Source organism: Xanthomonas sp. DAR 35659 (assembly GCF_041242975.1).
GTDB classification, from domain to species: domain Bacteria; phylum Pseudomonadota; class Gammaproteobacteria; order Xanthomonadales; family Xanthomonadaceae; genus Xanthomonas_A; species Xanthomonas_A medicagonis.
Window position 1 is genome coordinate 1,392,185 of sequence record NZ_CP162488.1, and the last position, 11,989, is coordinate 1,404,173.

An 11,989-nucleotide genomic window follows, 5' to 3' on the forward strand; every position below is an offset into this window, starting at 1 on the left:
GCGCCTTGCAACGCATCGCGTTTCGCGCGCGCCGCCGCATCCGCCACGCACCGTGCCTCGGTCCCTCCGACGCGTGGACTCTCGCGCTGCCGGGCCAGCGCTCCGCTTTGCGTAAGGCGGCTTTCCCCCGTCGATCCCGAGGATGAGCGAGAATTCCCCGGTCGCGCCGAGACGGCGCGTTGCCGTTGCGGTCCAGGAGACCTTGCCCATGTGCCATGTCCTTTCTTCCCCTCGCGCCGCCGTCCGCGCGCCGGACGCACCGTCGAGCGTGCCGCGATGACCAATCCCTGGGGCAATCGCCCACGCGGCCCGCGCCCGCCGGCGCCGCCGGAACGCAGCGCCGCCGTCCCGCGCGCGGCCGACGCCAATCGCGGCGAACTGCGCCTGTACGGGCTCAATGCGGTGCGTGCGGTGCACGCGCGGCGGCCGGACGCGATCCGCAAGCTGTACCTGGCCGAGGCGCGCATCCCCGCGCTGCAGCCCCTGCTCAAGTGGTGCGTGGCGAATCGCGTCGGTTACCGGGTGGTGGACGAGGCCGATCTGAACAAGCTGGCGGCCAGCGCGCACCACGAAGGCGTGGTCGCCGACGTGCTGCGCGAGGAGCCCGCGCCGCTGGCGGCATGGCTGCAGGCGCTGCCCCCGGGCCCGGCGCTGGCGCTGTGGCTGGACGGGGTCGGCAATCCGCACAACTTCGGCGCGATCCTGCGCTCGGCCGCGCATTTCGGCGCCGCCGCGATCCTGCTGCCGGACACGGCGACGCTGGCGCTGTCCGGCGCCGCCGCGCGCGTGGCCGAGGGCGGCGCCGAAGCGGTGCCGCTGGTACGGTTGCCGGCGACCGAGCAGGCCCTGGCGCAGTTGCGCGCGGCCGGCTTCGCGCTGGCGGCGACGCTGGTGGACGGCGGCGAGAACGTGTTCGCCGCGGCGCTGCCGCCGCGCCTGGTGTATGTGATGGGCGCCGAGAGCGCGGGCATGGACCGCGACTTCGCCAAGGCCTGCGAACTGCGCCTGTCGATTCCCGGCAGCGGCGCGGTGGAGAGCCTCAACGTGGCCGCGGCCACGGCGGTGCTGCTCGGCGCCTGGCGCAGCCGCATCGGGCACGCGGGAGCGCGGCGATGAGGCGGGCATGGCGAGGTCTGGCGGGCGCATGCCTGCTGGCGCTAGCGCCTTGGGCCGCGGCGATCACGCCGGCCGATGACGCGCCGACGGCCACCGCCGCCGCGCCGCAGGTGACGCTGGCCGCGGGCACCCTGCGCGGCCAGGTCCAGGCCGACGGCAGCGTATTGTTCCGCGCCATCCCGTTCGCCGCGCCGCCGACCGGCGCGCGGCGCTGGCGGCCGCCGCAGCCGCCGGCGCGCTGGCACCGCGTGCGCGATGCCCGCCAGCAGGCGCCCAACTGCGCGCAGCCGGCGATCGGCTGGAACACGGCGTTCGCGCAGCGTTCCAGCGAGGACTGCCTGTACGTGGAAGTGCAGACCCCGCAGCTGGACCCGGCGGCCAGGCGCCCGGTGATGGTGTGGATCCACGGCGGCGCCAACATCGCCGGCGGCGCCGACATCCTGCCGTCCTCGCTGGTGCAGCAGGACGTGGTGCTGGTCACCGTGCAGTACCGGCTGGGCGTGTTCGGCTTTCTGTCCTTGCCCGAGTTGAGTAAGGAGTCCGGCCGGCACGGGTCCGGCAACTACGCCTTGCTCGACCAGATCGCGGCGCTGCGCTGGGTGCGCGACAACATCGCCCGCTTCGGCGGCGACCCGGCGCGGGTGACGATCTTCGGCCAGTCGGCCGGCGCGCAGGACGTGGGCCTGCTGCAGCTGTCGCCGCTGGCGCGGGGCCTGTTTCGCGCGGCGATCGAACAGAGCGGCACCGCCGGCTTCGGCCTGCCGCCGCGCAGCCTGGCCGAGAACGAGGCGCTGGGCGCGACGATCGCGCAGCGTGCCGGGGTCGCGCCGAAGCAGCGCCTGGCGGCCTTGCGCCGGTTGCCCGCGGATGCCGTGATCGCGGCGGCACAAGGCGTCGACGTACCGGCGTTGGACGACGACGGCTACGTGTGGCTGCAGGCCATCGTCGATGGCCACGTGCTGCCGCGCGCGCCGGCGGCGCTGCTCGCCGACGCCACGCAGCCGCGCGTGCCGCTGCTGCTCGGCAGCGTCGCGCAGGAGCTGACCTACGGTGGCGCCGGCGCGGCCGAGGCGCGGCTGCGCCGCGACTACCCGGCGCAGGCCGCGCAGGTGCTGGCGGCGTACCACGGCCCCGCCACCGCGCCGGACCCGCGCTACGGCGACGCGGCGATGCAATTGGCCACCGACCTGACCTTCCGCTGCCCGGCGCTGGCGGTGGCGCGCGCGCAGATGCGGCACGACGCGCCGGTGTGGCACTACGAGTTCGATCTGGCCGCGCCTGGCGGCCGCGTGACCCACAGCGCCGAATTGCCGTTCGTGTTCAAGGGCCTGCCGATCGGGCAGCCGCCGTTGAACCTGCAACGCTACTGGGCCGCGTTCGCGCGCAACGGCGACCCCAACGTCGCCGGCCTGCCGCAGTGGCCGGCGTTCGCGCCGACCCAGGCCTCGTTGCGTTTCGACCAGCACGGCGCGCAGGCGCTGACCGGCCTGCGGCGCGAGCCCTGCGCGCTGCTCGATCTGCCGTAGTCACGCATGGCGCGCTGCATCCGGTGCCGTGCGGCGCGGCGCGCACGGTCCGCGCGATGCGCTGGTGGGAGCGACTCGGTGGCTGGCGTGGGCGCCGCGTTCGCCATGGGCGGCGTGGCGTCGCGACCGTTTCATTTCCCTGTCGCGGCTGAAGCCGCTCCTACAAAAGGCGAGCGCCCCTGTAGGAGCGGCTTCAGCCGCGACAGGAAACCGGACACGCCGGCGATGTCCTACCGCGCAGATTCCGAACGCGAGGGTTTTCGGGGTTCCCTTCAGTCGCGCCGACCGTTACCGGGCACGCCGCCGCGGCTGATGGCCAACGCCACCCGCCACGGCGTCCGCGAGTTCCACCGCAGGCAGGCCGGACGCCGCCCGCCACCCGTCACGACGTCGCGACCGCCCCCGCGGGCGGCGCCGTCGAGCCGCGCGTCACCAGCGTGTACTTCATCACCTGGTGCACGCCGCGGTTGGGCAGGCCGTCGCGGCGCTGACGAATCTCGCCGAGCAGCAACGCGACCGCGGCGCGGCCCATCGCGGCGACGGGTTGATGGATGGTGGTCAACTCCGGCCAGATCGTGGTCGCCACCGGGGTGTCGTCGAAGCCGGCGATCGACAGGTCCTCGGGCACGCGCAGGCGCAGGCCGTAGGCGATCGCGACCGCGGCCGCGGCCATGTCGTCGTTGCTGCACAGGATCGCGCTCGGGCGCGGCGTGGCGTGCAGCAGCGCGGTCGCGGCGAGCAGGCCGGAGCGGTAGGTGAACAGGCCCTCGGCCACGCGCGTGGGCGCCACCGGCAGCCCGGCCGCGGCCATGGTGTCGAAGAACGCGCGGCTGCGCAGCGCGCTCGGGGTGTGCTTGGGGTCGCCGCTGATGAAGCCGATGTCGCGGTGGCCGAGGTCGATCAGATGCTGGGTGATCGCGCAGGCGGCCTGGTAGTCGTCGATGCGCACCGAGCTGACGCCGGGCAACGGCGCGCCGGTGGCGACCGCGACCACCGGAATGCCGCGCGCATCCAGTTCGGCGATGGTCTGCTGCGAATCGCACAGCGGCGGCGGCAGGATCACCCCGTCCACGCCACCGTCGAGCAGGCGCTCGGTGGCCGCGCGCTGGCTGCCCATGTCGTCGCTCTTTTCCACCAGCACCTGGCTGCCGTCCAGGCTGCTCTGCTCGAGGATGCCGAGCATGAACTGGTTGAGATAGGCCGCGCTGGGATTGCTGTAGAGCACGCCGATCCGCGCCAGGCTGGCGGTGCGCAAGGAGCGTCCGGCCAGGTTGGGCCGGTAGCCCAGCGTCTTGATCGAGGCCTCCACGCGCTCGCGCATCGCCGCGCCCACGCGCGGGTGGCGGTTGATCACGCGCGAGGCGGTCATCGGCGAAACCCCCGCGTGTCGCGCCACATCCAGCAGCGTCACCGCCGAGCCTGTCCGACCTTGCCGTTTGCCCATCGTGGTCCTGGCATTGCGAAAGGAACCTGCGCGCATCCCCGCGGCAGGCCTGGCAGCTTACTCCCTGGGCGGTTCCACTGTCTTGGCCTGGCTGCCGAAGCCGCCGTCCGCTTCCGCGGCCAGGTAGGCGAACACCGCGTAGGCGGCGACGTTCTGCGCCAGCGCCTTGGGGTCGATCTTGTCGAGGGTGTCGTCGGCGGTGTGGTGCAGGTCGAAGTAGTCGCTGCCGTCCTGCGCCAGCCACGCCCAGGCGCCGCCCTTGGCGGCGAGCGGACCCACGTCCGGGCCGGGGCCGCCGGCATCCGGCGCATAGGCGATGCCCAGCGGCGCCAGCGCCTCGGCGATCTGCCGGGTCGCCTCGCGCGAGCCGGCGGCGTCGCCGGAGCCGGTGTTGAACGCATAGATGCGGCCGGCGCCGAAGTCGCTCTCGGCGGCGATCTGGTGCAGCGCCACGTCCTTGGCGTGCGCCTGCGCATAGGCCTTGCCGCCGTAAAGTCCCTGTTCTTCGTTGGCGAAGGCGACCACGCGGATGGTGCGCTTGGGCGCGCGCTTGAGCTGGCCGATCAGGTGCCCGGCGGCCATGCTGATGCCGACCCCGGCGCCGTCGTCGATCGCGCCGGTGCCCAGGTCCCACGAATCCAGGTGGCCGCCGATCACCACCACGTCCTTGGGCTTGCTGCGCCCGGTGATCTCGCCGATCACGTTGTAGGAGGTGGCCTGGCCGTCCCAGCCGCAGTCCAGCGCCAGGCGCAGCCGCACCGGGCCGCGTGCGACCAGCCGCGCCAGTTGGTTGGCGTCGGGCACCGACAGCGCCGCCGCCGGGACCGGGGTCAGGCCTTCCTCGAAGCGGGTGATGCCGGTGTGCGGCACGCGGTGCGAGTCGGTGCCGGCCGAGCGCATCACGAACCCGATCGCGCCCTTGCGGATCGCCTCCGACGGCCCCTTGCTGCGCACCGCGCCGCCGTTGCCGTAGTCCTTGCCGTCGCGGGTGCGCAGCATCTGGTAATCGACGAAGGCGATCTTGCCGCGCAGCGCGTCGGCCGGCGCGGCCTGCAGTGCGGCCAGATCGGCGAAGCGCACCACCTCGGCCTCGACCGTGCCGCCCGGGCTGCCGCCCAGCGCGGTGACGTGCAGCGGTTGCGCGTGCGCGCCCAGCACCTGCGCCTGTTCGCCGCGCCGCTCCCATTTCGGGAACGTCACCGGTTCGGTCCACACCTTGTCGAAGCCCAGCGCCTTGAATTTGGCGGTGGCCCATGCCACCGCGCGCGCATCGGCGTCGCTGCCGGCCATGCGCGGGCCGATCTCGGTGGTCAGCGATTCGACCACCTTCCAGCCGGTGTCGTCGGCCAGCGCCCGCTCGCGCAGCGTCGCGGCGGTGGACAGCGCCGCGTCCGGAATGCGGGTGGTGTCCGCCGCGGCGGCGGGCGCGGTGGCGAGGAGGGCGGCGATGACGACGGCAAGACGCATGGGCGATTCCGCGAGCAGGGCAGGCCACGAGCTTAGCAGCGCGTGGCCTGCCTGCGGTCGCGCAACGGGGTGCCTAGAACTCAATCACGCAGTGGGAGGAGGATAAATCGTTTCCGGATCCACCTTGTCGCCAAGACGCACCACGTCGTTTTCCTGAGCCATCCATGTTTTGCCATCGACGTAGATCGCGTACCAGAGGGATGCGCCGGTTTCCGAAAAACCGACGACCACCCCCTCACGAGAATCCAGTTCCGACAGAGTCGGATCCTTGGACGAAATTCTCACGCGTTCGAAGTGTTCCATACAGTCGACTACTTGGACGCGGCATCCTGCTTCAACGCATCGCGGATCTCGCGCAGCAGCAGCACTTCCTCGCTCGGTGCCTTGGGCGCCGGCGGTTCCTTGCGCGCGATGCGGTTGATCGCCTTGACCACCATGAAGATGGCGAAGGCCACGATCAGGAACTGGATGATGGTGTTGAGGAAGTCGCCGAAGCCGATCACCACCGGCGGCACTTCCTTGCCGGCCGCGTCCACCGTCGCCGCCTTCAGCGTCCACGCCCAGCGCGAGAAGTCCACGCCGCCGGCGAGCATGCCGATCGGCGGCATGATGATCTTCTCCACCAGTGCGGTGACGATCTTGCCGAATGCCGCGCCGAGCACCACGCCGACCGCCAGGTCCAGCACGTTGCCGCGCATGGCGAATTCCTTGAATTCGCGGATCATGCCCATCGGAGGCTCCTCAATCGTTGCGCGGGCCGGTCGCCGCCGCGCAAGCCTAGCGCAATCGTCGTCGTTCGCCGATCACGCCGCATGGATGCCGCGGCGCGCGACTCAGCCGACGATGACGCCGTGGCGTTCGGCCACGTTCTCAAGGCGCGCGCTGAAGCGGTCGCCAGGCTGCAGCGCGGCCACGCCGGCGGGCGTGCCCATGAATACCAGGTCGCCGGCGCGCAGCGCGAACAATTTCGACAGTTCGTGCAGGATCTCCGGCACGTTCCAGATCATCTGGTCCAGCAGCGACTGCTGGCGCACCTGGCCGTTGACCTCCAGCGACAGGTTCAGCGCCTCCAGCGCACCCACTTCGCCGGCCGGGATCAGCTCGCTGATCGGCGCGGAACGGTCGAAGCCCTTGGCGATGTCCCAGGGCAGGCCCTTGGCCTTGGCCGCGGCCTGCAGGTCGCGGCGGGTCAGATCCAGGCCGACGCCGTAGGCCAGCACCAGCGACGCCGCGTCCTCGGCGCCGAGCACGCCGGCCGGCGCATCCTGGCCCAGCGCCACCACCAGTTCCACCTCGTGGTGCAGGTCGCTGGTCGCGCTCGGGTAGGGGATGGAGTCGCTGCCGATCACCAGCGCATCGGCCGGCTTCATGAAGAAGGTCGGTTGCCCGCGCTCGGCCTTGGAGGCGGGCGCACTGGCGCCCATTTCGCGCGCATGGTCGGCGAAGTTGCGGCCCACGCAGTAGATGCGGTGCACCGGAAACAGGCCCAGCCCGCGCACGGGAACGCGCGGCGCCTCGGCAGCAGCAAACAGGTCTTTCATGAGCATGCATCCAACCAGAAGGGATGCAGCAGTCTACCGCGATGGGTTCAATCCAAATCCAAGGGGCATACGGAACCCGCTTTTGCGATTCCCCAATCCCGATTCCCCAATCCCGGCTTTACAGCGGCAAGGCCGGCTTGCGCACCACGCGATACTCGCCGTCGACCACGCGCGAACGCGGCGTGGCCGCGCGCTTGCCGCGCTGGCTCAGCAGCTTCACCGCGATGCCGCCGAGGATCATCGCCGCGCCGACGAACACGCTGACGAACACCAGGCCCGCGAGGATCGCCAGGCCCAGCAACCCGACCGCCAGCTTCACCAGCGGATGGCGCGGCTTGCGCGGCGCGAACACATGCCGGAACTGGTCGAAATTGAAGACGCGTGCACGCATGGCAGAAGTCTGTGTCAGTTGGAACCGATGGCGCAGTATCGGCCCTGTCTTCTGTGACGGAGTGAAAAGTTCGTTAAGTGGAAAATTAACACTTGTCGGGTCAAGGCCTTGCATGTCGTCGCCAGGTGAAGCGCGGCCGCGCTGCGGTGCCCGGACATGCAAGAATGGCGGCCCTTTCCGCGTCGTCGCAGGGTGTGCATGACCGCGTCATCTTCCGCCGCACTCGCCCGCCTGGAGCACCTCGCGCCGGGCGACCTGGCCGAGGCCGAAGCCCACATCGGCGAGGCGACCGAATCGCTGCTGCTGTATCGCGACGGCGACGGCGTGCGCGCCTGGTTGAACGTGTGCCCGCACGCCGGCCGCCGGCTCGACTGGGCGCCCGGGCAATTCCTCAAGAGCCGCGAGGGGCATGTGGTCTGCGCCGCGCATGGCGCCGCGTTCGAGCTGCAGCATGGTGTCTGCGTGTCCGGGCCGTGCCGCGGGCAGAGCCTGCTCGCGGTGGCGGTGGCGGTGCGCGGCGGCGAGGTGGTGCTGGCCTGAGCGACGCGGCGCGCCACCGCGCGCCGTGCGAATGAGGGTGCCGCGTCCTACAACGCGTCCCACCACGCCATCGACATCAGGTTGACCAGCAACACCACCACCGCGGTGTAGATCAGCGACAGCGGCCCGCCGACCCGCCACAGCTCGCGCGGCTGGTAGTTGGCCGGGCCGGTGATCATCGAGATCACCGGATTGGACGCGGTCATCAGATTGTTGGACGCCGACAGCGCCACGATCAGCGCGAACGCGGTGGGGTTGCCGCCGGCGGCCAGCGCCAGGTTGACCGCGATCGGCACCATCACGATGGTCGCGCCGACATGGCTGATCACCAGCGAGAACGCGGTGGTCAGCAGGCCCAGCGCGATCTCCAGCGCCCACACCGGCACGCCCTCGGGCAGGCGCGCGATGGTGTGGCCGGCGACCCAGGCGGCCGCGCCGCTGCTGTCCATCGCCCAGCCCAGCGGGATCAGTCCGGCCATCATGAAGACGGTCTTCCAGTTGATCGAGGCGTAGGCCTCGTCCATGCGCAGCACCCCGGTCAGCAGCATGCCGGCCACGCCGGTCATCAGGGTCAGCGCCACCGGCAGCTTGGAGGTCAGCGCGATCAGGATGGTCAGCGCGAAGATGGTCATCGCGATCTTGAACTTGTGCGGGCGGTGCTCGCCCTTCGGATAGTCGGTGACCACCACGAAGTCGCGGCTCTCCGAGGCCTGCGCCAGGTCCTGCCAGATGCTGTGGAACACCAGCATGTCGCCGGCGCGCAGCGGCACCTTGCGCACGTCCTCGCGGATCACTTGCTTGTCGCGGTTGATCGCCAGCAGGCTGATCCCGGATTGCTTGCGCAGGCGCAGTTCGGCCGCGCTCTTGCCGATGAAGCGCGAGGTCGGCGGGATCACCGCCTCGGAAATGCCGGCGCGGCTGGGGTTGAACAGGTCGCCGAGGTTGCGCAGCCGCGAGGACAGGCGCAGGAACTGGTTCTGCGCGAAATCGGCGACCTGCTGGCGCGCGCCCATCACCCCGAGCACGCTGCCGACCCAGATGCGCATGTCCGCCGGCGGCGCCAGGCGCGTGTCGTTGCCGGTCTTCAGGGCCAGCAACAGCGGCGCGTCGTGCACCGTCTCGGCCTCGCCCAGGGTCATCCCGACCAGCGGGCTGTCGGCGCTGACGATCAGCTCGAACACGTCGCCCTCGATGCCGTAGGTGCGGGCGAAGTAGCTCTCGGTGCGCGCCGGGGTGACCCCGTCGTTGATCAGTTGTTCCTCCTCCATCAGCGCCTTGTCGCCGCGCACGCGGAAGTAGATCAGCGAGGCCAGCAGCAGCGCCACGCCGATCGGCAGCGGCGCGAACATGCGCAGCGGCTCGATCGTGGCCATGCCCGAGGGCAGGTTGTTGTTGGCCGACTGCAGCAGGTCGTTGAGCAGGATCAGCGGCGAGTTGCCGACCATGGTCAGCGCGCCGCCCATCACGATCGCCGCGGCGATCGGCAGCAGCAGCCGCTGCAGGGTCAGGCCGGTGCGGCCGGCCAGGCGCGAGGCCACCGGCAGGTACAGCGCCATCACCGAAGGGTTCTGCATGAACGAGGAATTGAGCCCGGCGATGGCGGTGGTCAGCAGCATCAGCCGCTCCTCGACCCCGCGCGCGCGGCGCATCAGCCACGAGGCCAGCCGGTTCAGCGCGCCGGTGCGCTCCAGCCCGGCGCCGAGGATGGTGGTGGCGATGATGCTCATCACCGCGTTACCGGAGAAACCGCTGAACAGCTCCTCCGGCGGGATCAGCCCGGTCACGCCCAGCACCACCAGCACCACCAGCGCCACCACGTCGGCGCGGATGCGCTCGAACACGAACATCGCCATCGTGAACCCGACCAGCCCGAGCACGAGCTTCATATCGGTGGTCAGCGTCAGCGCGGTGTCCATTGGGGGCCGGGAGTGGGGAATCGGGAATGGAGAATGGCAGAAGCGGCGGGCCGTCGCAGGTCGTCGTTACGGGGAAGCCGCAGGCGAGGGCGGTTTCGATTCCCCATTCCCCATTCCCGACTCCCGGTCGTACAGCAAATCCCACACCCCATGCCCCAGCTTCTGCCCGCGCGTCTCGAAGTGGGTCTGCGGGCGCCAGTCCGGGCGCGGCACGTGGCCGCGCGGGCCGGCGCGGTTGACCAGGCCGGGGGTGGCGTCGAGCACGTCCCACATCTGCTCGGCGTAGTCGGCCCAGTCGGTGGCGCAGTGCAGGCGGCCGCCGTCGCGCAGCTTGCGCACCAGCAGCGCGGCGAACGCCGGCTGCAGCAGGCGGCGCTTGTTGTGGCGCTTCTTGTGCCAGGGGTCGGGGAAATAGATGCGCACTTCGTCGAGCGCGCCGTCGGCGATCTCGTGTTCCAGCACTTCCACCGCATCGTGGTGGTACAGGCGCACGTGGGTGCTGCCGTCGGCGTCCAGCGCATTGAGCGCGCGGCCCACGCCGGGTGCGTGCACTTCGATGCCGATGTAGTCGCGCTGCGGATCCTGGCGCGCGGCGAAGCGCAGCGCCTCGCCGTTGCCGAACCCGATCTCCAGCACCTTGGGCGCGCTGCGGCCGAAGGTGGCGTCCAGGTCGCGCGGCTGGCCGGCGTAGTCCAGGCCGAAGCGCGGCCACAGGTCGTCGAACGCGCGCTGCTGGGCGGGGGTGAAGCGGCCCTGGCGCAGCACGAAGCTGCGCACCTGGCGGCGCCCTTCCTCGACGGTGAAGGGCTTGGGTGGCGTCTTCGCGCCGCTGCTGAAGAACGGATCGGTCATGCCCGCGGCCTCACCCGATCAACCCATCGACCGGCGAGGAGGCGCTGGCGTAGCGCTTGCGCGGGATGCGCCCGGCCAGGAACGCCTCGCGGCCGGCCTCCACCGCCTTGCGCATGGCGCTGGCCATCAGCACCGGGTTGCGCGCGCCGGCGATGGCGGTGTTCATCAGCACGCCGTCGCAACCCAGCTCCATCGCGATCGCCGCGTCCGAGGCGGTGCCGACGCCGGCATCCACGATGATCGGCACCTTGGCGTTGTCGATGATCTCCAGCAGGTTGTAGCGGTTCTGGATGCCCAGCCCGGAGCCGATCGGCGCGGCCAGCGGCATCACCGCCACGCAGCCGATCTCCTCCAGGCGCTTGGCCAGGATCGGGTCGTCGCTGGTGTAGACCATCACCTCGAAGCCGTCGGCGACCAGGATCTCGGCGGCCTTGAGGGTCTGCACCACATCCGGGAACAGGGTGCGCTGGTCGCCCAGCACTTCCAGCTTGGTCAGGTTGTGGCCGTCGAGCAGTTCGCGCGCCAGCCGGCAGGTGCGCACCGCGTCCTCGGCGGTGTAGCAGCCGGCGGTGTTGGGCAGGATGGTGTAGCGCTCCGGCGGCAGCACGTCGAGCAGGTTGGGCTCGCCCGGGGTCTGGCCGATGTTGCTGCGGCGGATCGCCACGGTGACGATTTCCGCGGCGGCGGCTTCGGTGGCCAGGCGGGTCTGTTCGAGATCGGCGAACTTGCCGGTGCCGGTGAGCAGGCGCGAACGGTAGGGTTTGCCGGCGATCACCAGCGCATCGTGGGGGGCGGGAGCGTTCATCGCCGGATTATCGCCCATCGCCGCGGCGCTGCCGAGCCGGCGTGCGTCGCGCGCCGCGCCCGGATTCAGCCGCCGCCCAGCGCGTGCACGATCTCGACCCGGTCGCCGTCGTGCAGCGCGTGCCCGGCATGGGCGCCGCGCGGCACGATCGCGCCATTGACCTCGACCGCGACCCGGCGCTGCGCCAGGCCCTCTTCCTGCAGCAGGGTGGCGACCGTGGTGTCGGCGCGCAGCGCGCGCGGTTGCCCGTTCAATTCGATGTTCATGCCATCATTGTGCAACGTGCGCCGTCCTGTGCGCGACGTATTGCGGCAGTGCAACGTGAGCGCATCGGGCAGAGGTGGAATCATGCCCGCCATGCGGCTGCGTATGTTCTGCCGTACCCGAGTCA

The 11,989-nt window shown here is 71.1% G+C and carries 13 protein-coding genes; 3 read left to right on the forward strand and 10 right to left on the reverse strand.

Going from position 1 to position 11,989, the window contains the following annotated elements:
* Positions 1 to 276 precede the first annotated feature (276 nt).
* Both AB3X07_RS05930 and AB3X07_RS05935 read left to right on the forward strand, forming a co-directional pair.
* Positions 277 to 1,116: a TrmH family RNA methyltransferase gene (locus AB3X07_RS05930; protein WP_369943517.1), complete on the forward strand. Its 840-nt coding sequence runs from the start codon at positions 277 to 279 to the stop codon at positions 1,114 to 1,116.
* Positions 1,113 to 2,642 (forward strand): carboxylesterase/lipase family protein, encoded by a 1,530-nt coding sequence (locus AB3X07_RS05935; RefSeq protein ID WP_369943518.1) that lies wholly within the window; start codon positions 1,113 to 1,115, stop codon positions 2,640 to 2,642. The genes AB3X07_RS05930 and AB3X07_RS05935 overlap by 4 nt, the downstream gene beginning before the upstream one ends.
* Before the next feature lie 382 nt (positions 2,643 to 3,024).
* Here the strand turns inward: AB3X07_RS05935 and AB3X07_RS05940 are convergent, their stop codons facing one another.
* The 6 genes from AB3X07_RS05940 to AB3X07_RS05965 form a co-directional block, all read right to left on the reverse strand.
* Positions 3,025 to 4,086, reverse strand: a complete 1,062-nt coding sequence (locus AB3X07_RS05940) for a LacI family DNA-binding transcriptional regulator (protein ID WP_369943519.1) — start codon at positions 4,084 to 4,086, stop codon at positions 3,025 to 3,027.
* Positions 4,087 to 4,143: 57 nt separating this feature from the next.
* Positions 4,144 to 5,553 (reverse strand): M28 family peptidase, encoded by a 1,410-nt coding sequence (locus AB3X07_RS05945; RefSeq protein WP_369943520.1) that lies wholly within the window; start codon positions 5,551 to 5,553, stop codon positions 4,144 to 4,146.
* A gap of 84 nt (positions 5,554 to 5,637) precedes the next feature.
* Positions 5,638 to 5,856, reverse strand: coding sequence for a hypothetical protein (locus AB3X07_RS05950; protein ID WP_369943521.1), 219 nt, complete (start codon positions 5,854 to 5,856; stop codon positions 5,638 to 5,640).
* 8 nt (positions 5,857 to 5,864) lie between these two features.
* Positions 5,865 to 6,284, reverse strand: a complete 420-nt coding sequence (mscL, locus tag AB3X07_RS05955) for a large-conductance mechanosensitive channel protein MscL (RefSeq protein WP_369943522.1) — start codon at positions 6,282 to 6,284, stop codon at positions 5,865 to 5,867.
* 102 nt (positions 6,285 to 6,386) lie between these two features.
* Positions 6,387 to 7,094: a fumarylacetoacetate hydrolase family protein gene (locus tag AB3X07_RS05960; protein WP_369943523.1), complete on the reverse strand. Its 708-nt coding sequence runs from the start codon at positions 7,092 to 7,094 to the stop codon at positions 6,387 to 6,389.
* Between the two features lie 118 nt (positions 7,095 to 7,212).
* Positions 7,213 to 7,485, reverse strand: coding sequence for a hypothetical protein (locus tag AB3X07_RS05965; protein ID WP_369943524.1), 273 nt, complete (start codon positions 7,483 to 7,485; stop codon positions 7,213 to 7,215).
* Positions 7,486 to 7,683: 198 nt separating this feature from the next.
* Between AB3X07_RS05965 and AB3X07_RS05970 the strand changes: the two genes are divergently transcribed.
* Positions 7,684 to 8,025, forward strand: coding sequence for a Rieske (2Fe-2S) protein (locus AB3X07_RS05970; protein WP_369943525.1), 342 nt, complete (start codon positions 7,684 to 7,686; stop codon positions 8,023 to 8,025).
* 47 nt (positions 8,026 to 8,072) lie between these two features.
* Here the strand turns inward: AB3X07_RS05970 and AB3X07_RS05975 are convergent, their stop codons facing one another.
* The 4 genes from AB3X07_RS05975 to thiS form a co-directional block, all read right to left on the reverse strand.
* Complete coding sequence (locus AB3X07_RS05975) at positions 8,073 to 9,941, reverse strand: SLC13 family permease (RefSeq protein WP_369943526.1); 1,869 nt, start codon at positions 9,939 to 9,941, stop codon at positions 8,073 to 8,075.
* A gap of 66 nt (positions 9,942 to 10,007) precedes the next feature.
* On the reverse strand, positions 10,008 to 10,793 hold the full coding sequence (trmB, locus tag AB3X07_RS05980; RefSeq protein WP_369943527.1) for a tRNA (guanosine(46)-N7)-methyltransferase TrmB: 786 nt from the start codon (positions 10,791 to 10,793) through the stop codon (positions 10,008 to 10,010).
* A gap of 10 nt (positions 10,794 to 10,803) precedes the next feature.
* Positions 10,804 to 11,598 carry a thiazole synthase gene (locus AB3X07_RS05985; protein WP_369943528.1) on the reverse strand — a complete coding sequence of 265 codons (795 nt, stop codon included), beginning with the start codon at positions 11,596 to 11,598 and terminating at the stop codon, positions 10,804 to 10,806.
* Between the two features lie 65 nt (positions 11,599 to 11,663).
* Positions 11,664 to 11,864, reverse strand: coding sequence for a sulfur carrier protein ThiS (gene thiS / locus AB3X07_RS05990; RefSeq protein WP_369943529.1), 201 nt, complete (start codon positions 11,862 to 11,864; stop codon positions 11,664 to 11,666).
* Positions 11,865 to 11,989: the final 125 nt, after the last annotated feature.

What these genes read in the sequence shown, in the direction of transcription:
- AB3X07_RS05930 (WP_369943517.1), top strand. Translation starts at nt 277, where the DNA reads ATGACCAATCCCTGGGGCAATCGCCCACGCGGCCCGCGCCCGCCGGCG.
- AB3X07_RS05935 (WP_369943518.1), top strand. Translation starts at nt 1,113, where the DNA reads ATGAGGCGGGCATGGCGAGGTCTGGCGGGCGCATGCCTGCTGGCGCTA.
- AB3X07_RS05940 (WP_369943519.1), bottom strand. Translation starts at nt 4,086, where the DNA reads ATGGGCAAACGGCAAGGTCGGACAGGCTCGGCGGTGACGCTGCTGGAT.
- AB3X07_RS05945 (WP_369943520.1), bottom strand. Translation starts at nt 5,553, where the DNA reads ATGCGTCTTGCCGTCGTCATCGCCGCCCTCCTCGCCACCGCGCCCGCC.
- AB3X07_RS05950 (WP_369943521.1), bottom strand. Translation starts at nt 5,856, where the DNA reads ATGGAACACTTCGAACGCGTGAGAATTTCGTCCAAGGATCCGACTCTG.
- mscL (WP_369943522.1), bottom strand. Translation starts at nt 6,284, where the DNA reads ATGGGCATGATCCGCGAATTCAAGGAATTCGCCATGCGCGGCAACGTG.
- AB3X07_RS05960 (WP_369943523.1), bottom strand. Translation starts at nt 7,094, where the DNA reads ATGAAAGACCTGTTTGCTGCTGCCGAGGCGCCGCGCGTTCCCGTGCGC.
- AB3X07_RS05965 (WP_369943524.1), bottom strand. Translation starts at nt 7,485, where the DNA reads ATGCGTGCACGCGTCTTCAATTTCGACCAGTTCCGGCATGTGTTCGCG.
- AB3X07_RS05970 (WP_369943525.1), top strand. Translation starts at nt 7,684, where the DNA reads ATGACCGCGTCATCTTCCGCCGCACTCGCCCGCCTGGAGCACCTCGCG.
- AB3X07_RS05975 (WP_369943526.1), bottom strand. Translation starts at nt 9,941, where the DNA reads ATGGACACCGCGCTGACGCTGACCACCGATATGAAGCTCGTGCTCGGG.
- trmB (WP_369943527.1), bottom strand. Translation starts at nt 10,793, where the DNA reads ATGACCGATCCGTTCTTCAGCAGCGGCGCGAAGACGCCACCCAAGCCC.
- AB3X07_RS05985 (WP_369943528.1), bottom strand. Translation starts at nt 11,598, where the DNA reads ATGAACGCTCCCGCCCCCCACGATGCGCTGGTGATCGCCGGCAAACCC.
- thiS (WP_369943529.1), bottom strand. Translation starts at nt 11,864, where the DNA reads ATGAACATCGAATTGAACGGGCAACCGCGCGCGCTGCGCGCCGACACC.